The organism is Mycolicibacillus trivialis (assembly GCF_002102395.1).
Taxonomy (GTDB): domain Bacteria; phylum Actinomycetota; class Actinomycetes; order Mycobacteriales; family Mycobacteriaceae; genus Mycobacterium; species Mycobacterium triviale.
The window spans coordinates 102,345-122,490 of record NZ_LQPZ01000013.1 but is presented as its reverse complement, the minus strand read 5'-3'; the positions used below and the strand labels follow the sequence as shown (position 1 = coordinate 122,490).

The following is a 20,146-nucleotide window of genomic DNA, read 5'->3' as shown; positions in this document are numbered from 1 at the left end:
CGTTCCGGCTGGCCTCCTGGGGCCTGCAGACCTCGGTCCGCATCGCCGGCGCCTCGGTGGCCGCAGCAGCGACCGCCACCGCCACCGGCTTCGACCTGGCCACCCGGCCCGCGCGCGACGCGGTGGACACCGTCTCGCGCGGCCTGACTGACGTGATCGTCGGCCGCCGCAGTTGGCACGGCAACGGGCGGGCCTGGATCGAGGTCCGCGGCCTGCACGGCAGCCGCGGCCGGGAACTGGGCCCGGCGGTGGTGGCCGCGGTCAGTGAGACCCCCGGGGTCACCGCGGCGAGGCTGAACTACCCGCTGTCGCGGCTGATCGTCACGCTCGGCGCCGACGCGTCGCTGCGGCGGATCTGCGCGGTGATCACCGAACTCGAGCAGCAGTACCGCACCGCCGCCGACGCCGACGTCCCGGCCACCAGCCTGCCCGGGGACGGACTGGTGGCCGCGGCCCAGGCGATCACCGCCGGTGCCAACGCGGTCGGGTTCGGCGCCGCGCTGACGGGCAGCCTGCTGCGACTCACCCCGATGCCGCCGACGGTGGAGGCGGTGGTGGCCGCGGTCGTCTACCAACCTCGACTGCGCGGCATGCTCGAGGACCGCATCGGCAGGGCGGCCTCTGACGCCGTGCTCAACGTCGCGATGGCCGCGGCGCACACCGTCACCCTCGCCCCGGCGTCGCTGCTTCTCGATGTGGCGATGGAAACGCTCGCCATCGGCGAGCACCGGGCCGGCCTGCGCGCCTGGCACCGCCACGAACCGGCACTGGCCCGCCACGGCGACGACAGCCGCTCGCACCGACCGGCCCGCCCGGTGCCCGAACCGCCCGGCCCGGTCGAGCGACACGGCGGCCTGGCCGCACTGGTGCAGGCGCTGGGGACGGTCGCGATCGCGGCCACCACCCGCAACCCCGACACCGCAGGCAACGCGGTGCTGGTGACCGCACCGAAAGCGGCCCGGGTGACCCGGGAGGCCTACGCCGCGACACTGGCCCGTGAGCTCGCCGACCGGCACGACGTCCTGGGCCTGCAGGCCGATGCGCTGCGTCGGCTGGACCGGGTGGACACCCTGGTCATCGACCCGCGGGTGCTGTGCACCGACCGGCTCAAGGTCGTCGGCGTGCGCGGTGTCCCCGACCGGGACCTGGCGGCTGCCTGGGATCGCGCCCAGGCCCGCCTCGACGATCCCGACCTGACCGCGGGCTGGCACTCGCTGGATCCCGACACCGCGTTGGAGGCGCTGTACCGGCCCGCGCACGATCCGCTGGCGGCCACCCTGGTCGCCGAGGCACGCACCGCGGGCTTGGAAGTCGTCTCGGTCGACATCGACGTCCTCGACGACCTGGCGCCCGCCTTCGACGAGATCGAGCCCGTAGGGGCCCGCCGGGTGGCGGACGTGTTGACCGATGTCGTGGTCGACCGGCAGCGCCGCGGTGGCCATGTGGCGGTGCTGTCGACCGAGGCGATCCGTGCCCTGTCGGCCGCCGACATCGGCCTCGGTGTGCTCACCGACGTCGCCCTGCCCTGGTACGCCGATCTGCTGGTGGTCGACCTCGCCGGTGCGTGGCAGGTCATCCACGCCATCCCGGCGGCGCGGACCGCGAGCCGCCGCGGCACCGAGATCGCCACCGGTGCAACCGCGTTGGGAGCTCTTCTGATGCTTCCCGGCGTGCGCGGCGCCGGTCCCGGGCCGGTCACCAGCGGAGCTGCCGTCGGGTTCCTGTCCGGTTACCTGCTGGCGCGCCGCACGGCGGCCGTGCCGACCCCACAACCGCCGCCGGTGCACGAGTGGCACGCGATGTCGGTGGCACAGGTCCGCAAGCTGCTGCCGCCGCCCGAACGGCCGGCGTCCGCCGACGTCGTCGCCCCGACCCTGGCCGGCCGTCTGGAGCCGGGGTTGGCGGCGGGTCGCCGCCTCGTCGAGGTGAGTTCACGCCCGCGTCGCGCCCTGGGGCAGTTCGCCGGTGCGGTGCGTGCCGAACTCTCCGATCCGCTCACCCCGATGCTGGCCCTCGGCTCGGCGGCCAGCGCCATCCTGGGTTCACCGGTGGACGCGATCATGGTGGGCTCGGTGCTCACCGGTAACGCGTTCCTGGCCGCCGGCCAGCGGTTGCGCGCCGAGTCGAAGTTGAACCAGCTTCTGGCCCAGCAGATCCCGACTGCTCGGCTGTACACGACCGGACCGGACGGCGGGGCGGTCTACACCGAGGTAGCCGCCGAGGAACTGCGGCCCGGTGACGTGATCGAGGTGCGGCCCGACGAGGTGGTGCCCGCCGACGCCCGACTCATCGAGTCCGACGAGGTCGAGGTCGACGAGTCCTCGCTCACCGGCGAGTCCATGCCGGTGGACAAGCAGGTCGCCGCCACCCCCGGCGCCGACCTCGCCGAGCAACTCTGCATGGTCTTCGCCGGCACGACGGTGATGACCGGCACCGCACGCGCCCTGGTGACCGCCGTCGGCGGCGACACCCAGGTGCGGCGCGCCGCCGAACTGGCCGGCGACCGCAACGAGACCATCGGCCTGCAGCACCAGCTGAGCCGGTTGACCAACCGCGCCTGGCCGGTCAGCATCGGCGGCGGCGCCGCGGTCGGGTTGCTCGGGATGCTGCGGGGCAAGGGACTGCGGGAGGCGGTGGCGTCGGGCATCGCGGTCACGGTGGCCGCGGTCCCCGAGGGCATGCCGCTGGTGGCCACCCTGGCCCAGCAGGCCTCCGCCCGGCGGTTGACCCGCCTCGGCGCGCTGGTGCGGATCCCCGGCTCGGTGGAGGCGTTGGGCCGGGTCGACGTGGTCTGCTTCGACAAGACCGGCACGCTCAGTGAGAACCGGCTGCGGGTCACCCAGGTGCACCCGGTCAACGGCAGCGACGAGGCCGAGGTGCTGCGCTGCGCCGAAGCCGCCACCCCGGTCCTCAACGGTCGCGCCCACGTCCACGCCACCGACACCGCGATCACCGACAAGGCCGTCGCGGTCAACGGCGGCCGGCCGCACACCGAACCGCTGGCCCACCTGCCGTTCCGCCCGGGCCGGTCGTTCTCGGCCTCGGTGTCGGGCCGCGAACTCACGGTCAAGGGCGCCCCGGAGGTGCTGGTGGCCGGGTGCAGCGCCCGCAGCGGGGAGTTGGCCGACATCGTCGACGGGATGGCCGCCGACGGGCTGCGGGTGATCGCGGTGGCCCGTCGCGAACTCGACGACGCACAGCTGCGCGCCGCCGCCGACGATCCGGACACCCTGGTCGAGCTGTGCGCCGACGGGCTGGAGTTGACCGGGTTCCTCGGGCTTTCCGACACCCCGCGCCCGGAGTCGGCGGCGCTGCTGGCCGATCTGCGCGAGCACGGCCTGGGGATCCGCCTCATCACCGGCGACCACCCGATCACGGCGGCCGCCATCGCCCGCGACCTGGGCATGCCGGTGCGACCCGATCAGGTGATCAGCGGCGCCCAGTGGGATGCGTTGTCCCGCAAGGATCAGGAGCGCGCCGTCGGCCGGCTCGTGATCTTCGCCCGGATGACCCCGGCGAACAAGGTGCAGATCGTCCAGACGTTGGAGCGCACCGGCCGGGTCTGCGCGATGGTCGGGGACGGCTCCAATGACGCCGCGGCGATCCGTGCCGCGACCGTCGGGGTCGGGGTGGTCGGCCGGGGCAGCGACCCGGCCCACAGCGTCTCCGACGTGGTGCTCGTCGACGGCCGGATCGAGTCGTTGGTGGCGGCGGTGGAGGAAGGCCGTCAGCTCTGGCAGCGGGTGCAGGCCGCGGTGGCGGTGCTGCTCGGCGGCAACGCCGGGGAGGTGGCGTTCGCGACGCTGGGCACCGCGATCACCGGGACCTCGCCGCTGAACACCCGCCAGTTGCTGCTGGTGAACATGCTCACCGACGCGCTGCCCGCCGCCGCACTGGCGGTCAGCACACCCCGCCACCCGATGTCGCACCAGACCCGCGGGCCCGACGAACGTCGGCTGTGGCGCGCGGTGGGGGTACGCGGCGCGACGACCGCGGTGGCCGCCAGTTCTGCCTGGGCGCTGGCGTCGCTCACCGGCCCGCAGCAGCGCGCCTCGACGGTGGCGCTGGTGTCGTTGGTCTCCGCTCAGCTGGGCCAGACTCTGCTGGACTCGCGCGCACCGCTGGTGGTGCTCACCGCGGGCGGTTCGCTCGCGGTGATGGGCACGCTGATCAGCATCCCCGGGCTCAGCCAGTTTCTCGGCTGCACTCCGCTGGGTCCCATCGGGTGGGCGCAGGCGCTCGGGACGGCCGGGGTGGCTGTGGGTGCTGCCGCAGTGGTGCCCCGGCTGATCGGGCTGGGCGATCTACCCGCATCACCCCCGCCCGCCACAACAGCGCATACGCGTGTTGCAGTGGAACGGTCAGAATCTCCGCAATCGCCAGAACCGCACGGTCGGCCGGGAGGTCGATCGTCGCCATATGCCCGACGATGACCGCCGCAGCCGACCCGCCGGCGAACCCTCCGTTACTGAAAGGCAAACGATGGTGGACAAGCAGTCTCGCCGCGAGACATCACACCGGGACGCGGTGCAGGAGATCCGTGAAGGCGAGTCGTTCGCGCTGAACCTCCCGGTGGTGGGCGAGGTCGCAGTGCCCCCGCCGGAGCAGTTGGCCTACTACGGCGGGTTGGCACTGCTGGCCACGTTCGAGCTGATCGAATGGCCGGTCGCGCTGGTGATCGCCGCCGGCCACCTGATGGCCGCCAACCAGCGCAGCCGGATCCTGGAGGAACTCGGCAAGGCGATGGAGGACGTCTGAGCCGTCCGGTTCAGCGCACGGTGAGGATGCCGGCCCGCCACGCCAGCGCGTACACCTGACGCAGCGGCACGCTGAGCAGCCGGGTGGCACCGTCGACCAGCGGGTCGCCGTCGCGGCGGTGCAGCTCGGCAAAGCCGTTCACCGCGGTGCGGGCCGGGGTGGTTACGTCGCTGTATGCAATGGTCGCCATGATTGCCTCCTGGCCGAGAAAACGTGAGGACGAGGTGGCGATGGCGTTCCGTTCTGGCGGTCAGTGCCGGGGCACGGCGGCCGAGCGCGGGGACGGAACGATCGCCCTGGGTCGCGATGGACTATCACCGGAGCTCATTTCGCCCCTCACCTCCTCTCGGCCATGGCACCCTGTGGCGCCGGCAGCGTGCAGTGCACATCAGGAGGCGGAATCCGGCTCACACCGGAAGAACCGCACCCCACTCGTTCGGGCTTTGGCACTGCACGGCGTGTCCGGGAACCGGAAGCCACTTGGGCTCAACCCTTAAGCCGGGAGGAGCTGTCCTGACCTTGGCCGTCTCTCGACGTTAGAGGTCAGTGGCCTATGTCCGTGCAGACGCCTCGCTTAACGAGGTGCTTGCGTCACCTATGGTGCACCAGGGCGCCGACCGGGTCAACCACACCCCCCGGTTATGGGTTGATTCGCAGGTCAGCGGCGTGTCTACGGTCGCGCCGCGCCGGTTCGCGCCGCCCCCTGGGCAGCGGGCTCGGACTGGGATAGCGTGAGGCGTGCGTCCGGCACCGACCGGATGCGCACAACCACACACCGCACGGGAGCGTCCATCGAGGGCGCTGAGAGGACGGCTGGAGCCGTCGACCGTCTGAACCTGACCGGGTAATGCCGGCGTAGGGAGATGAAGATGACCGACCTTTCCGTTTCCGTGGACCCGGCCGTGACCACCGGCCCGATCCCCTACAGCACCAAGCACTACGTCGACCTGGAGGGTGTGCCCGGCGCAAAGGTGCCGTTCCGCCGGGTGAACCTCACCAACGGTGAGCACTTCGACCTCTACGACACCTCCGGCCCCTACACCGACGCCGACGCCACCATCGACCTGCACGCCGGGCTGCCGCCCCGCCCCGGCGTGGTGACCGACCGCGGCACCCAGTTGCAGCGAGCCCGCGCCGGTGAGATCACCGCGGAGATGGCGTTCATCGCCGCCCGCGAGGGGATGCCCGCGGAGTTGGTGCGCGACGAGGTGGCACGCGGCCGGGCGGTGATCCCGGCCAACCACAAGCACCCCGAGATCGAGCCGATGATCATCGGCAAGGCGTTCGGCGTGAAGGTGAACGCCAACATCGGCAACTCGGCCGTCACGTCCTCGATCGGCGAGGAAGTCGACAAGATGGTGTGGGCGATCCGGTGGGGCGCCGACACCATCATGGACCTGTCCACCGGCAAAGACATCCACGAGACCCGCGAGTGGATTCTGCGCAACTCGCCGGTTCCGGTGGGAACGGTCCCGATCTACCAGGCCATGGAGAAGGTCAACGGCGACCCGGCGAAACTGACTTGGGAGATCTACCGCGACACCATCATCGAACAGTGCGAGCAGGGTGTCGACTACATGACCGTGCACGCCGGCGTGCTGTTGCGCTACGTGCCGCTCACCGCCAAGCGGGTCACCGGAATCGTCAGTCGCGGCGGGTCGATCATGGCGGCGTGGTGCTTGGCGCACCACAAAGAGTCGTTCCTCTACACCCATTTTGATGAACTCTGCGAGATTCTGGCCCGTTACGACGTCACCTTCTCCCTGGGCGACGGGCTGCGTCCCGGCTCGATCGCCGACGCCAACGACGAAGCGCAGTTCGCCGAACTGCGCACCCTCGGTGAACTGACCAAGATCGCCAAATCCCACGGTGTGCAGGTGATGATCGAGGGCCCCGGGCACGTCCCGATGCACAAGATCGTGGAGAACGTCCGGCTGGAGGAGGAATGGTGCGAGGAGGCACCGTTCTACACCCTCGGACCGCTGGCCACCGACATCGCCCCGGCCTACGACCACATCACCTCCGCGATCGGGGCGGCGATCATCGCTCAGGCTGGCACCGCCATGCTTTGCTACGTCACCCCCAAGGAACACCTGGGCTTGCCGGACCGTAAGGACGTCAAAGACGGCGTGATCGCCTACAAGATCGCCGCGCACGCCGCCGACCTGGCCAAGGGCCATCCGCACGCCCAGCGCCGCGACGATGAGCTCTCCAAAGCCCGCTTCGAATTCCGTTGGTATGACCAGTTCGCGCTCTCTTTGGACCCCGACACCGCGCGCGAGTATCACGACGAGACCCTGCCGGCCGAACCGGCGAAGTCCGCGCACTTCTGCTCGATGTGCGGACCGAAGTTCTGCTCGATGCGGATCACCCAGGACGTGCGCGATTACGCCGCCGAGCACGGGCTGGAGACCGAGGAAGACATCGACGCCGCGATCGCGGCGGGGATGGCGGAGAAGTCAGCCGAGTTCGCCGAACAAGGCAATCGGGTATATCTGCCGCTGTCGCAGTGAATTTCCTGCCGCTGGCTCCGCCCGGAACCGCACCCGCGCGAATCCTGACGATCGCCGGGTCGGATTCCGGTGGCGGGGCCGGAATCCAGGCGGACATGCGCACCGCCGCACTGCTGGGCATGCACGCCCTCGTGGCGGTCACCGCGGTCACCGTGCAGAACTCGGTGGGAGTGCGCCGGGTTCACGAAGTTCCCGCCGACGTGGTCGCCGATCAGATCGACGCGGTGGTCACCGATATCGGCCTCCAGGCCGCCAAGACCGGGATGTTGGCCTCCCCGCGGATCATCGACGCCGTGGCCACCGTCTGGCGCCGCTTGGACCCGGGTGTGCCGCTGGTGGTCGACCCGGTCTGCGCCTCCATGCACGGTGACCCGCTGTTGGTGCCCGAAGCGCTGGATACCTTGCGGGAAACCCTGTTTCCGTTGGCCACCGTGGTGACCCCGAACCTCGACGAGGTGCGTCTCCTGGTCGGCATCGACGTCGTCGACGCCGACAGCCAGCGCGACGCCGCCAGGGCGCTGCACGCACTCGGACCGGCCTGGGTCCTGGTCAAAGGCGGCCATCTGCGGTCGGCGACCCGAAGTCCCGACCTGCTCTACGACGGCTCCGAGTTCCACGAGTTCCCGGCCGTGCGCATCGACACCGGCGATGACCACGGCGCCGGTGACACGCTGGCCGCGGCCACCGCATCGGCACTGGCGCACGGATTCACCGTGCCCGACGCCGTGGGATTCGCCAAGCGGTGGGTGACCGACTGTCTGCGCGCCGCCTACCCGTTGGGCCACGGCCACGGGCCGGTCTCGCCGCTGTTCCGGCTGGGCTCGTGAACCTCTCCCCGATCGAGGGGGTCGCCCACCGCCCGGCCGGGGACCCGGACGGTGTCGTGCTGTTGGCCCACGGTGCGGGTGGCAATCGGGACTCCGTTCTGCTGCAACGGGTCTGCGAAGTCTGGGCGGCCCGTGGGTGGCTCGCGGTCCGCTACAACCTGCCGTTCCGGCGGCGTCGGGCCAGCGGGCCGCCGGGGGGCAACGGCCAGGCCGACCGCGACGGCATCCTCGAGGCGGTCGGGTTGGCCCGCGGCCTGGCCGACGGACCGCTGATCGCCGGCGGGCACTCCTACGGCGGACGGCAGACCTCGATGGTGGCCGCGGCGGCGTCGCTTGACCTGCTGACCCTGTTCTCCTACCCGCTGCACCCGCCCGGAAAGCCGGAGCGGGCCCGCACCGCGCACCTGCCCGACCTCACCGTGCCGACGGTCTTCGTGCACGGCGGTCGGGACCCCTTCGGCAGCCTGGCCGAGATGCACGCGGCGGCGGCCTTGATCCCCGCGGCGACCGAGATCGTCGAGGTCGTCGACGCCCGGCACGATCTCGCGTCGAAGACCCTCGATGTGCCGGAGCTGGCCGTGTCCGCCGCGCTGCGGTTACTGGGCCGCTGAGTTCGGATCCAGCCGCCCGCTGCCGGCGATGACCTGCGCGGCGACCTTGGCGAGCTTGACGTTGGTCTCCTGGGAGACTCGGCGCAGCATGTCGAAGGCATCGGCGTCACTGACCCCGTTGAGCAACATCAGCATGCCGATCGCTTTGCCGATCTCGCGGTTGCTGTCCAGGCCACGCTGCAGCGTCGCGACATCCTCGCCACGGACCACCGCGTTGACCGCCACCGAGGCGAACGCGGCCAGGACGACGGCCCGTTCGGCCGCAGCGGTGTCGAACGCGTCGGGGGTGTCGCTGAACAGGTTCAGCGCCGCCTCCTTGCGATCGTTGACCAGCAGCCGGAACCCCATCACACCGCGCACCGGGGTTTCGGCCATGACCCGCTCGGCCAGCCGCGGCCAGGTGCTGCGCACCGTGATGTCGCTGTCGATCTGAGCGGCTTCGTCCTCGATGGCGTCCAGGCACGGGCCCTCGCCGAGTTCACGTTCCATCTCGTCGATGCGGCGAGCGACCCCGTCGCTGGCCGCGGCGATCTCGTATCGCCCGCCCCGGCGCACCAGCATGCTGGCGTGGTCGCAGGCGGGCACCAACAGCGTCGCGGCCATGCAGATCGCGCTGTAGACCTCACTGAGGTCGCTGCCGCGGTAGACGATTTCGGCGAGCGCCGCGAACACATTGGCCGGGTCCACGTCCGTCGGCGCGCCGGGGGCCGGTTCGGTCATCGACGGCCTAGCCGGTGGGGTAATCGTCGTCGTCGAGTGGCACGCTCTGCTGCTGGTCGAACACGTCGGCCGGGTTGGCCTCGCCGCTGGCGAGGGCGCCGGGGTCGAACGCGTCGTCGTGCTCCTCGTCGACTGCCATGGCCTGCTCGGCGATGTCGAGGTCGCTGGCGCTCGGAATCGGCTCGGTCATGACTCCTCCCCCTGTTCTGACTGCGTCGGCCCGTCCAGATTACCCGGTCGCAATCGCTACAAACTTACTCATGAGTAAGGTATCGTTGACGCATGAGTGTCGAGCACGTCGACGCGGTCATCGTGGGCGCCGGGTTCGGTGGGATCGGGGCCGCAATCCAGCTCAGCCGGCTGGGTTATCGCGACATGGTGATCCTCGACCGGGAGAGCGACCTCGGTGGGACCTGGCACGTCAACCGCTATCCCGGCCTCGCGGTCGACATCCCGTCAACCACCTACTCCTACTGGTTCGAACCCAACCCCTATTGGTCGCGCCTATTCGCCCCCGGCGAGGAGCTGAAACGCTACGCCGAGCACGTCGCCGACAAGTACGACGTGCGGGGGTACATGCGGTTCAACACCACGGTGGAGGGTGCCCGCTGGGACGACGAGACCCGCCGGTGGCAGGTGAACCTGGCCGGCGGAGACGTGATCTCCACCCGATTCCTGATCACCGCAACCGGCTTCCTCTCTCAGCCGCACACCCCCGAGATCGAGGGGATCACCGACTTCGCCGGACGCATCATGCACACCACGGCATGGGATGACTCGTTCGATTTCACCGGCAAGCGGGTGGGGCTCCTCGGCACCGGCGCCACCGCGGTCCAGTTGGTTCCGGAGTTGGCCCGGCAGGCCGCCGAGCTCACCGTCTACCAGCGCACGCCGATCTGGGTGGTGCCCAAGATCGATTTCGCCATCCCGCCCGCCGTGCAACGTCTGTTCGCCGCGGTTCCGGCGCTACACCGGGGTTTCCGCTTCGTGACCGACACCCTGTTGGAGTTGATGATGGTGACCGGGGTGCTGCGGTTCCGGCGTTTCCGCCGGCTGAACATCGCTGCTGCGGACGCTTCAAAGCTGTTCCTGTTCGCGACGGTTCGCGACAAAAGGTTGCGGGCCGAGCTGACCCCCGATTATGACTTCGGCTGCAAGCGGCCGACGTACTCCAATGACTATTACCGGGTGTTCACGCGACCCAACGTGCACCTGCAGACCTCCGGGATCGACCGGATCGAACCGGACGGCATCGTCTCGGCCGACGGACGGAAGAATCCGATCGACGCACTGGTGCTCGCAACCGGATTCGATTTGTGGGATGCCAACTTCCCGGCACTGGAGGTCATCGGACGCAACGGGCGAAGCCTGGGTAAGTGGTGGCGGGAGAATCGGTTTCAGGCGTATCAGGGCGTATCGATTCCGGAGTTCCCCAACTATCTCAGCCTGGCCAGCCCGTACGCGTTCTCCGGCCTGTCATTCTTCAACACGATGGAGTATCAGATGCGTCACATCGACCGGCTCTTCTCGGAACTGCATCGACGCGGGGCCGAGACGTTCGAGGTGACCGAGGACGCCAATACCGCGTTCCTGGAGCGGATGACCGCACTGCTCGACGATTCGGTGTTCTACGCCGGTGACTGCGCGACCAGCCGGTCCTATTACTTCAACCATTCCGGCGAGGCGACGCTGCTGCGGCCGACCTCCACCGCCGACGCAGTGGCTGACGGCTCCCGGTTCGCGTTGAGCGACTACCGGTTCGGCTGAGGGCCGGTTCACCCACGTGTCTACGGCTCGGTGGTCAGCGGTACCGGGTCTGCATATCCGCTAACCGGCGCAGTGCTCCTCCGGTGAGGAACTCACCGCGATTCAACGGGTGTTCCCAATAGAACCGCACCCAATCGCGGAACGCCTGCGGATCGGCCTGACGCCCCGCGTAGGACCGGACGTCCTGAATGTACGGTGAGCTGCCGTCGGCGAGAACGAGGGTCAGCGGGCACATTGCGTTGGCCTGCATCGTCATCAGCGGCGCCTCTTTCAGCCCGACCCGGATCATCGGTGACGTGCTGAGCACGTCGCGCACCTGGGCCCACCGGCCCTGTTTGTCGAGGGTTCCGTCGGCGAAGAGGAACCCGTCCGGGGTGAACAGCAGATGGTAACCACCACGCTGCCGGCTCTGGACGGCGTAGAAGACGCAGAATCCGATCGCACCCAACGCGTACGTCGGCGCCAACCAGCGCAGTACTGACGAATCCCCACCGGTGAGGGCGCCGAACGAGTCGGGATCGAAGAACATCAGCGCTGCAACGCCCAGCAACAACAGCGAGAAGGCCGAGATCATGATCACCCCGAACCGGTTGGCCGACTGCGGGACACGCAAGACCGTGCCGCGAGCGTCGACCGACCAGGACGGTTCGAACATCGAGGGCATGAAGTTCGCACCCAGCCCGACGATGAAGAACACCGCGCCGCCGACCGCCAGCACCGCCAGACCGCCACGACCCGATGCCGCAGCCGCCACCGCACCGATGCACAAGGCGACGATGGTCGGAATCCCGCAGGTGACCAGGATGAGCCATTTGGTGGTGTTCAACGACGTGTTTTCGCCACCAGGGGCACGCGTCTGGGCGACGGGCTCGAACTGCGTCACGGATGCAGTTTAACCGCCGGTTTCCGGGCCGCCGGTCGCAGATTTCCGGCATCGGCTTCGCGTCCTTCGAGCGGGTTGGGCCGCGATACGCTCAGCGGATGTTCCCGCACCAACAGGAGAACACATCATGATCCCGGCCGGCCGCGGTCCGGATCCCGGCTACCCCGCTGTCGGCGAGCCGGCCACGGTCCGATTGCCCCGGGTCGGACCCGGATATCCGCCCGAGGAGACGGCGGCGGACGGCGGCGGCGCCGGCGGCGCCGGCAGCACACTGCTGGCGCTCGGCCGGCCGTTCCTGGCCCTGGGCGGCCTCGTGGTGGCGGAGTTGGCACTCATGGTCATCGCGTTCAAAGAAGGCGAATACCTCGCGGGATTCATGGTGCTGTTCGTCAACGCCGGTGTTGTCGGGTTGCTCTGCATCCCGTGGGCCCGGCGCACCTCCGTCGCCCGTAGCAGCGCCGGCAGCGCGGGCCTGACACTGCGGCCCGCCACCCGCGTGGATGTCGCGGTGCTCATCACACTGACGAGCTGGGCGCTCGGTTCGGGGTTGTTCGGCTACCTGCAGTTGACCACCGACCCGGAGCCCCGACTCGACAACATCGTGCTGGGCACCATCATGCTCGGCAAGTTCTCCCCGGCGATCGGCGCCGCCGTGCTGCTGGGGGTGACGGCGCCCCTGCTGGTGGCCCTGATCTTGGTCGCCATGCGCGGCGGCGTCGGTGGTATCCGGTTCAACGCGGACGGATTCGCGTTCGACTCGGTGCTGCGCTCGGTGTCGGGCCGATGGGACCAGGTCGTCGACGTCACCGATTCGGCTTCCGGCGGGCGGCCGGTCGCGCGACGGCCGGTGGCCGTGCAGATGGTCGACGGGACCTGCCACACTCTCCGCGCGCCCGGCCTCTACACGCCCGACGGCGACGTGCTGCGCGAGATGATGCGGTTCTACTGGCAAAACCCCGGTTACCGGATCGAGCTGACCGACACCCGGGCCCTCGACCGCTTCCGCGCCGCCCTCGCGGCGGCGGCATCGCGCTGACCCCGGCCGCGTAGCGATCTATTCCGGGGGCGTTCCCGGTAGCCGCATCACCAGCCGGGTGCCGCCGAGCGGGCTGTCCTCCAGCGCTGCGGTGCCACCGTGCAATTCGGCTTGCTGGGCCACCAGCGCGAGACCGAGCCCGGAGCCGGATCGCGAGGCGGTGGAACCACGGGAGAAACGTTCGAACACCACCTCGCGCTCGTCCTCGGGGACGCCGGTGCCGTTGTCGTCGATGGTGATCTCGACTCCCTCGGACGAGCTCACCGCGTCCAGCTGGATCTCGTTGGCGTGGCCGTGTTTGACGGCGTTGGTGATCGCGTTGTCGATCACCAACCGCAGTCCGGCCGGCAGTCCGAGCAGGAACACGCCCGCGGTGGGCACCAGGGTGACCTGCACATCCGGGTACAACCGCATCGCGTCGTGGGCGGCCCGGTCGAGCAGTTCGGTGACATCCAGTGGGACGTAGTCCTCATCGGTGGTGAGTTCGCCCTGAGCCAGCCGCTCCAACGCCGAGAGGGTCAGTTCGATGCGGGTCTGGGTGCGCATGACGTCGCCGACCATCTCCTTGCGCTGCTCGATCGGCAGGTCCATGGTGGCCAGCACCTCGAGGTTGGTGCGCATCGCGGTCAACGGGGTGCGCAGTTCGTGGGAGGCCACCGCGGCGAAATCGCGGGCCGATTCCAGCGCGGCCTTGGTGCGCTCCTGGGCGGTGCCGATGCGGGCCAGCATGCCTTCGACGGCCTCGCCGATCTCGACGGCTTCGCGCACCCCGCGCACCTGCAGGTCGTCGGGGACCGATTGGGCACTGATGGCCCGCGCCTGCTGGGCGAGTAGCCGGAACGGGTTGATCATGATCCGCCACATGGTCCAGCCGACGATCACGGTGCCCACGATGACGCCGCCGCAGATCAGCAGAACCCGCAGGTGCAGCTCGTTGATCCGCTTCTTGGTGGCCGCCATCGGTGCGCCGACCGCGATCGAGGCCTGCCCGGCGGCGAACGTGCGGACCCGGTACTCCACCCCGTTGATGGTGGTGTTGTTGTAGCCGTTGTCGAAGGCGGGCAACACCACGTCGGCGGGCACCGACACGGTGATCCCGGCGATCCGGGCGGTGCGCACCACGCTGCCGTCGGGCTGCGGCAGGTCCGCGTCGTGGTGCTGACCGCTGCGCAGCAACGACGAGATGTCGCCCAGGCTGCTGACCGAGTCCAGCCGCCGGTCGAGCTGGTTGTACTGGTCGTTGGTGACCCCGACCCACACCCAGGCGCCCAGCAGGATCACCAGCAGCACCACCGACAGCGCCGCCACGATCACGATCGTGCGCAGCGAAAGCACCGCCTGCATGGGCCGCCCGATGCGGGTCATGGTGTGGCGAGTGTGTGCCGGGTCCGGTTGTCGAACGTCGCGACGCCGTTCTTGCCGGTCACGTCCATCGCGTAGTGCCCGACGACGTAGCCGACGCCGGGCCCCAGGATGCCCAGCGCGGTCTTGTTGATGTTCTCCAGCGTGTCGCCGGCCTTGTGGTAGTTGGGGTCGAACGGCTCGCCGGCCTTCCCGCCCCACAGCTTGGCCTGCTCCTCGGTCATCTCGGCCTCCGCGCCGGAGAACAGTCCGCCGGAGGGGATGCCGGCTCGGGTGAACCCGTCGTAATCCGAGCGGCCGTCGAACGAGGTGTCTTGCGCGGCTTTGCCTGCCGCCTCCAGATAGGAGACCAGGATCCGCTCGATACCCGCCGAGCCCTCCGGCACGATGGGGCGGCCCCGCTGGTCCAGTGGCAGGGACTGGTCACCGTCGTAGGTGAGGTAGCCCGGGTTCGGCGAGGCCAGCATGTCGAAGTTCAGATACAGCGCGATGTTCTTCAGCTCGGCCAGGTCGAGGGATTCGACGTAGCGGCTGGAGCCGATCAGCCCGAGTTCCTCAGCGCCCCAGAAGCCGAAGCGCACCGCGTTCTTCACATCCGGCGTCGCACCCAACTGGACCGCCGTCTCCAGCACCGCCGCGACACCGGAGCCGTTGTCGTTGATGCCGGGGCCGTCGGGGACGCTGTCGAGGTGCGCGCCCACCATCACCACGTCGTCGGTGGCGCCGGTCTGTGTTTGCGCGATGATGTTGCGGGAGTGGATCTCCCGGGTCTCGGCTTTCAGGGTGAGCGTGACCGGACCGTGGTGGTCGCGCAGCTTGGCGCCTTCGGATTTGGTGACGCTGACCACCGGCAGTTTGACCTCGGTGTCCTCGCCGAGCGTGCCGCCCATCTTCTCCTCATCGACGTTGTCGGCGATGATCACCGCGATCGCACCGCGTTTGGCGGCGGCGGCCTCTTTGTCCGAGAACGGGCACTCACCGCGGTCGACGAGCACCAGCGCCCCGGTCGCCTGCAGTCCGTCGTAGTCGGATTCGGTGCAACCGGGGGACTCGTCGTCGGCGCGCAGCGCCACCAGCGGGCCGGTGAGCCCCTTCTCCGGCGTGGGCAGGCTGAATTCCAGCGCGCGGACCTCGATCGGGGTGTCGCCGACTGTGAGTTTGCCGGGTTCGGACTCGAAGACGCGGGCGTCGAACTCCGGGGTCTGGACCTGGAAGCCGTTGTCCTTCAAAACCTTGACCACGTAGTCGACGCTGGCATCGTAGCCGGGGGTGCCGGCGGCGCGGTTGCCGTCGTTCTGGTCGGCGATCTCCTGCAACGTGGTCAGGTGCTCCATCATCGCGTCGGTGGTCACCTGTTCGCGAAGTTGGTTGGCGAACTGTTCGGACACCGACGCCGGCGGCACCGCGGCGCGTTGACATCCGGCGGCCAGCGTGGCGACGGTGGCCACACCGAGCACGGCGGTGAGCAGCTTCGACCTGTTGTTCATCGTGCCCACGTTAGACGCTCGGGGTCCCCGGGCCGCACATCAGTCGCCCGTGCCGCGTCCGGCACCGTCAGCCGGCGACCGAGTTGAGCATGCTGTTCAGCAGGGTGGCTGCTTCGTCGGTCATGCCGTTGCCGCAGACCAGCGCCTCGAGAGCGGCGTTGCCGCGCGACCCGATCGCATGAGTGCACGCCCATCCTTCGCCGCCCTCTTCGTAGGCGACGGTGTGCGCGGTGTCCTGATCGGTCTCGGTGGAGCCGATCATCCAGGTCTCCTCGTCATCGTTGTAGGAGAAGTACCGGGTCAGCGGCTTGCGGGCACAGCCCTGCCACTGCCCGGTGATCTTCTCCCGGAAGTCGGTGGCGTCCTGGCTGGTCGGGAAGGTCGCCGCCGCGGTGTCGATGATGACGTCCTTCTTCTCCATCCGCCGCGCCCGGATGGCGGTGTAGCCGCTGCCCTCGTAGACCGCGCCCTGCGACACGTAGGGGACGCTGACGCAGTCCATGTCGGAGACCCGGTCGTCGGCCTCGAGGACGTAGACCGCCTGCCGGGTGTCCTTGATCTCCAGACCGCTGATGTGCAGCGCCGTGTCGACGGTGCTGGCGGTGGGCAACAGCCCCTCCAGGGCGGTGACCGAAACCGTGGGCTCCAGCGCGCTGGTGGTGGTCGAGGCGTCGGCGAGGTGCGAGGAGGCGTCGTCGTCGTTGCCGGAGCGTTTCGTCGCCAGCACGACGCCGACGACCAACCCGATGACCACGGTCAGCGCGACGGCGATCCCGCCGATGATCTTCCCGGTGGGTTTCCCGCCGCCCGGCGGCGGCCCCCAAGGCGCGCCGGGCGGACTGGTCGGCCAGCCCGTCCCGCCGGGCGGATTGGTCGGCCAGCCGGTCCCGCCGGGCTGGGACGGCGACCAACCGTAGGACTGCGACGGCGACCAGCCCGGGGCCCCCGGCGCCCACCCGGGGCTCTGCGGCGGCGGGGTGTTCCAGCCGGACGGTGGCGGCTGAGGCGGCTGTTGCGGAGGCTGCGGCGGCACCCCGCCGGACGGTGACCAGCCGATCGGTGCGGCCATCGTCGCCTCGTGCGGATCGACGCCCTCGCCGGGACGCCACTGCTTCGTGGGATTACCGCGGTCGGGATCGCCACCGGGTGGACCGCCCCCCTGCGGGGTGTACTGGTCGGGCATCTCACCGCCTTCCCACGATGTCCTCAGATGTGCCGTGCCTTGAATTCAATCACGGTATACATGGTGGGCCACACACGGGATTTTCCCGTCACGGACCGATGTCAGGGGGTTGTCACCCGATGCGTCAGTTGCGACGTGTCCTCACCGGGCTCGGCGTGGCGTTGCTGATCGCCGGCTGTACGACGATGATCGACAGTCGGCCGGTCTCGGTCTACGCCGACCCGTTCAGCGTCGGTGGCCTACCCGCCCTCGACGGGCCGAGCGGACTGCGCTCAGAAGCCGAACGGCCGCTGGTTCAGGCCACCGGCAGCGACGGCGGCCCGGTCGACATGATCGCCCGCCAGGCCATCAGCGACATCGAGACGTTCTGGGCCGGCGCCTACCAGCAGACCTTCACCGGCACGTTCGAACAGGTCGGTCAGCTGTTCTCCTGGGACGCCCGCGAGCCGCGACCGACCCGGTTCTGCATGCACCCCACGTTCCGGTTCGCCAACGCGGTCTACTGCCTGCTGGACAACACCGTCGGGTGGGACCGCGGGATCATGATGCCGGTGCTGCGCGGCGCTTACGGCGACATGGCGATCACCATGGTGTTGGCCCACGAATACGGCCACGCGATCTCCCGGATGGCCAAGCTCACCACGCTCGACACCCCGGTGCTGGTGCGTGAGCAGCAGGCCGACTGCCTGGCCGGGGTGTATCTGCGCTGGGTGGCCGAGGACGACTCGCCGCGGTTCCGGCTGTCCACCGGCAACGGCCTCAACGACCTGCTCGCGGTGCTGGTGGGGATCCGCGACCCGCTGCTGATCGAAGGGGACCCGGTCGACGACGAGCACGGCTCGGCCTTCGAGCGCATCTCGGCGTTCCAGTTCGGGTTCACCGAGGGCGCCCGGTCGTGCGGGCTGATCGACACCGACCAGATCGAGTCTCGGCGCCACGGTCTGCCGGTCGCGCTGCAGGCCGACGACACCGGCGAATGGCCGGTGACCGCCGAGTCGGTGGCCACCATCGTCGACGAACTCACCGCACGCCTCTCCCCGGCCGAGCCGCCGGCGCTGAGCTTCGACACCGACCGGCCCTGCGCGGACGCCCGGCCCAGCCCACCGGCGTCGTACTGCCCGGAGCGCAACGAGATCGTCGTCGACCTTCCGGAGCTGACCGAACTGGGCACCCCGCCCGAACCCGATGAGATGTCGTTCGAGTCGGCGCTGTCGCTGGCCGGCGACAACACCGCCTACTCGGTGCTGATGTCGCGCTACATGCTCGCCGTGCAGCATCAGCGCGGCGATCTCGCGCTCGACACCGCACAGGCCGGGCTGCGCACCGCGTGCATGACCGGTTCGGCCACCGCCATGCTGGCCGAACCGGTCACCAGCGCCGACGGGGTCACGATCACCCTGTCCGCCGGTGACCTGGACGAGGCGGTGACCGGGCTGCTCACCAACGGCGTCGCCGCCAGCGACGTCAACGGCGACACCGTGCCTGCCGGGTTCGCCCGCATCGACGCGTTCCGTACCGGCGTGTACGGCGACATCGACCGCTGCATCCAGCGTTACCCGTGACGAAAGGCCGCCGATCGTGACCCGCCCCGATCCCGACGCACCGCCGCCGATCTCCACCCGGCGCTCCCGACGCGCCCTGGTGTTGCTCGGGGTGGCGATCGGACTGTTCATCGAGGTGGTCGCCGCGGTGGTGTGGCTGGTCGGGTTCCGCACCCCCGGGTACTTCGTCACCAACCGGGTCGACATCCATGACGTGCAGGCCGGCGTGCAGCAGATCCTCACCGACACCGTCACCGGTTACGGCGCCACCAACGTCAGGGACGTCACCTGCAACAAGGGCGAGAACCCGGTGGCGGAGAAGGGTGCCTCGTTCAGCTGCACCCTGACCGTCCACGGGGTGCCCCGCCAGGTGACGGTGACCTTCCTCGACGACGACGGCACCTATCAGGTGGGCCGGCCCACCTGACTATCCCCAGCCCGGACGGGCACTGAATTGTGGCCGCGGGACCGGCTCGCAATGCTCACCGGCTATGGAGATACGCCCGTTTCTGGGCAGCGAGGCACTGGCCCGCGGCCAGTTGACCCGCCACGGGTTGCGCACCCGATTCCGCGCCGAGTTCCCCGACGTCTACGTGCCGCGCGACGCACGCTTGACGCTGGTGCAACGCACCCTCGCCGCCTGGCTGTGGTCGCGGCGGCGCGCGGTGGTCGCCGGCCGCGCGGCCGCTGCGCTGCACGGAGTGGGCTGGCTGGACGCCGCGCTTCCGGTGGAGGTCTTCCACCACAATCCGGCGGCCCCGCCCGGGTTGATCGTGCGCCGGGAGAACCTGCCCGCCGGCGAGGTGCAGACGGTGGCGACGTGCTGCGGGCCGCTGCAGTTGACCACCCCGGCGCGCACCGCGTTCGACATCGGGCGCCACCACCCGCTGTTCCCGGCGGTCGCGACGATCGACGGTCTGTTGCGCGCCACCGGGCTCGCCGTCGATGACATCTGCGCGCTGGCCGGCGGGCACGCCGGCGTGCGCGGTTTGCGGGCACTGGGCAGCGCGCTGCAGGTGGTGGACGCCGGGGCGCAATCACCGCGGGAGTCGTGGCTGCGGCTGGTGCTGATCAGGGCCGGCCTGCCCCGGCCGCAGACCCAGATCCCGGTGGTCTCCCGCAACGGTCGTCGCATGTACCTCGACATGGGCTGGCCGGTGTTCAAGGTGGCGGTGGAGTACGACGGCGATCACCACCGCACCGACCGCGACCAGTGGGCCTACGACATCCGGCGCGCCGAGGAGTTGAAATATCGGGGTTGGAGTGTCGTGCGGGTGATCGCCGGGCATCGCGCCGAGGACATCGTGTTCCGGGTGTGCCAGGAACTCAAGGACCGCGGCTACAAGCTGTAGTCCCCGGCTCTCACACACCACACCCCAGCGCCCCGCATCGCCCACCCCACACCCCCGCATCCCGCGAGTGAAGTTCTGTGGCGGAAAATTCGCAATTTTTCCGCCC

Annotated in this window: 17 protein-coding genes, 1 pseudogene and 2 riboswitches; of the genes and pseudogenes, 10 read left to right on the top strand and 8 right to left on the bottom strand. The window is 69.7% G+C overall.

Annotated features, from left to right (window positions below):
- Positions 1-530: 530 nt before the first annotated feature.
- Positions 531-4,217 (top strand): annotated as a pseudogene (locus AWC30_RS04905) (HAD-IC family P-type ATPase); the annotation flags it as partial.
- On the opposite strand, the gene AWC30_RS18280 reads toward AWC30_RS04905, so the two are convergent.
- A complete protein-coding gene (locus tag AWC30_RS18280) occupies positions 4,186-4,419 on the bottom strand; it encodes an Rv1535 domain-containing protein (RefSeq protein ID WP_372507277.1) in 234 nt (77 codons plus the stop codon). The pseudogene AWC30_RS04905 and the gene AWC30_RS18280 overlap by 32 nt on opposite strands.
- Before the next feature lie 63 nt (positions 4,420-4,482).
- Here AWC30_RS18280 and AWC30_RS04900 point away from each other — a divergent pair, with 63 nt between their 5' ends.
- Complete coding sequence (locus AWC30_RS04900; protein ID WP_085109080.1) at positions 4,483-4,758, top strand: hypothetical protein; 276 nt, start codon at positions 4,483-4,485, stop codon at positions 4,756-4,758.
- Between the two features lie 10 nt (positions 4,759-4,768).
- Here AWC30_RS04900 and AWC30_RS04895 read toward each other — a convergent pair whose 3' ends face one another.
- The gene (locus tag AWC30_RS04895; RefSeq protein WP_085109079.1) at positions 4,769-4,948 is read right to left on the bottom strand and encodes an Rv1535 family protein; all 180 of its coding nucleotides are present in this window, start codon (positions 4,946-4,948) and stop codon (positions 4,769-4,771) included.
- A 230-nt stretch (positions 4,949-5,178) separates the two neighbouring features.
- Positions 5,179-5,347: riboswitch (M-box (ykoK) riboswitch) on the bottom strand.
- A 180-nt stretch (positions 5,348-5,527) separates the two neighbouring features.
- A riboswitch (TPP riboswitch) is annotated at positions 5,528-5,637 on the top strand.
- On the opposite strand from AWC30_RS04895, the gene thiC reads away from it, so the two are divergent.
- The 3 genes from thiC to AWC30_RS17310 all read left to right on the top strand — a co-directional run bounded on the left by thiC (position 5,628) and on the right by AWC30_RS17310 (position 8,709).
- Complete coding sequence (gene thiC / locus AWC30_RS04890; protein WP_085109168.1) at positions 5,628-7,271, top strand: phosphomethylpyrimidine synthase ThiC; 1,644 nt, start codon at positions 5,628-5,630, stop codon at positions 7,269-7,271. It overlaps the preceding riboswitch by 10 nt.
- Positions 7,268-8,098 (top strand): bifunctional hydroxymethylpyrimidine kinase/phosphomethylpyrimidine kinase, encoded by an 831-nt coding sequence (gene thiD, locus AWC30_RS04885; protein ID WP_085109078.1) that lies wholly within the window; start codon positions 7,268-7,270, stop codon positions 8,096-8,098. Before thiC ends, thiD begins: the two co-directional genes overlap by 4 nt.
- Positions 8,095-8,709: an alpha/beta hydrolase family protein gene (locus AWC30_RS17310; RefSeq protein WP_109561927.1), complete on the top strand. Its 615-nt coding sequence runs from the start codon at positions 8,095-8,097 to the stop codon at positions 8,707-8,709. Before thiD ends, AWC30_RS17310 begins: the two co-directional genes overlap by 4 nt.
- Here AWC30_RS17310 and AWC30_RS04875 read toward each other — a convergent pair.
- A complete protein-coding gene (locus AWC30_RS04875; protein ID WP_085109077.1) occupies positions 8,695-9,429 on the bottom strand; it encodes a GAF and ANTAR domain-containing protein in 735 nt (244 codons plus the stop codon). The two genes, AWC30_RS17310 and AWC30_RS04875, sit on opposite strands and share 15 nt — an antisense overlap.
- A 7-nt stretch (positions 9,430-9,436) precedes the next feature.
- A complete protein-coding gene (locus AWC30_RS04870) occupies positions 9,437-9,619 on the bottom strand; it encodes an Rv3202a family protein (protein ID WP_085109076.1) in 183 nt (60 codons plus the stop codon).
- A gap of 92 nt (positions 9,620-9,711) precedes the next feature.
- On the opposite strand from AWC30_RS04870, the gene AWC30_RS04865 reads away from it, so the two are divergent.
- Complete coding sequence (locus AWC30_RS04865) at positions 9,712-11,196, top strand: flavin-containing monooxygenase (protein WP_085109075.1); 1,485 nt, start codon at positions 9,712-9,714, stop codon at positions 11,194-11,196.
- A gap of 34 nt (positions 11,197-11,230) precedes the next feature.
- Here AWC30_RS04865 and AWC30_RS04860 read toward each other — a convergent pair whose 3' ends face one another.
- Entirely contained in the window at positions 11,231-12,079 is an 849-nt protein-coding gene (locus AWC30_RS04860) for a hypothetical protein (protein ID WP_085109074.1), read from the bottom strand.
- 127 nt (positions 12,080-12,206) lie between these two features.
- Between AWC30_RS04860 and AWC30_RS04855 the strand changes: the two genes are divergently transcribed.
- Positions 12,207-13,115: a hypothetical protein gene (locus tag AWC30_RS04855; protein WP_085109073.1), complete on the top strand. Its 909-nt coding sequence runs from the start codon at positions 12,207-12,209 to the stop codon at positions 13,113-13,115.
- Between the two features lie 18 nt (positions 13,116-13,133).
- Here the strand turns inward: AWC30_RS04855 and AWC30_RS04850 are convergent, their stop codons facing one another.
- The 3 genes from AWC30_RS04850 to AWC30_RS04840 all read right to left on the bottom strand — a co-directional run bounded on the left by AWC30_RS04850 (position 13,134) and on the right by AWC30_RS04840 (position 17,033).
- Positions 13,134-14,480, bottom strand: coding sequence for a sensor histidine kinase (locus tag AWC30_RS04850; RefSeq protein ID WP_085109072.1), 1,347 nt, complete (start codon positions 14,478-14,480; stop codon positions 13,134-13,136).
- Positions 14,477-15,964, bottom strand: a complete 1,488-nt coding sequence (locus tag AWC30_RS04845; protein ID WP_085109167.1) for a M28 family metallopeptidase — start codon at positions 15,962-15,964, stop codon at positions 14,477-14,479. The genes AWC30_RS04850 and AWC30_RS04845 overlap by 4 nt, the downstream gene beginning before the upstream one ends.
- A gap of 67 nt (positions 15,965-16,031) precedes the next feature.
- Entirely contained in the window at positions 16,032-17,033 is a 1,002-nt protein-coding gene (locus AWC30_RS04840; protein ID WP_085109071.1) for a sensor domain-containing protein, read from the bottom strand.
- 233 nt (positions 17,034-17,266) lie between these two features.
- Between AWC30_RS04840 and AWC30_RS04835 the strand changes: the two genes are divergently transcribed.
- From AWC30_RS04835 to AWC30_RS04825, 3 genes are all read left to right on the top strand, one after another.
- The gene (locus AWC30_RS04835) at positions 17,267-18,709 is read left to right on the top strand and encodes a neutral zinc metallopeptidase (protein ID WP_085109070.1); all 1,443 of its coding nucleotides are present in this window, start codon (positions 17,267-17,269) and stop codon (positions 18,707-18,709) included.
- Positions 18,710-18,725: 16 nt separating this feature from the next.
- The gene (locus tag AWC30_RS04830; RefSeq protein ID WP_165756434.1) at positions 18,726-19,115 is read left to right on the top strand and encodes a DUF4333 domain-containing protein; all 390 of its coding nucleotides are present in this window, start codon (positions 18,726-18,728) and stop codon (positions 19,113-19,115) included.
- A gap of 64 nt (positions 19,116-19,179) precedes the next feature.
- Positions 19,180-20,040, top strand: coding sequence for a type IV toxin-antitoxin system AbiEi family antitoxin (locus AWC30_RS04825; RefSeq protein WP_085109068.1), 861 nt, complete (start codon positions 19,180-19,182; stop codon positions 20,038-20,040).
- Positions 20,041-20,146 lie beyond the last annotated feature (106 nt).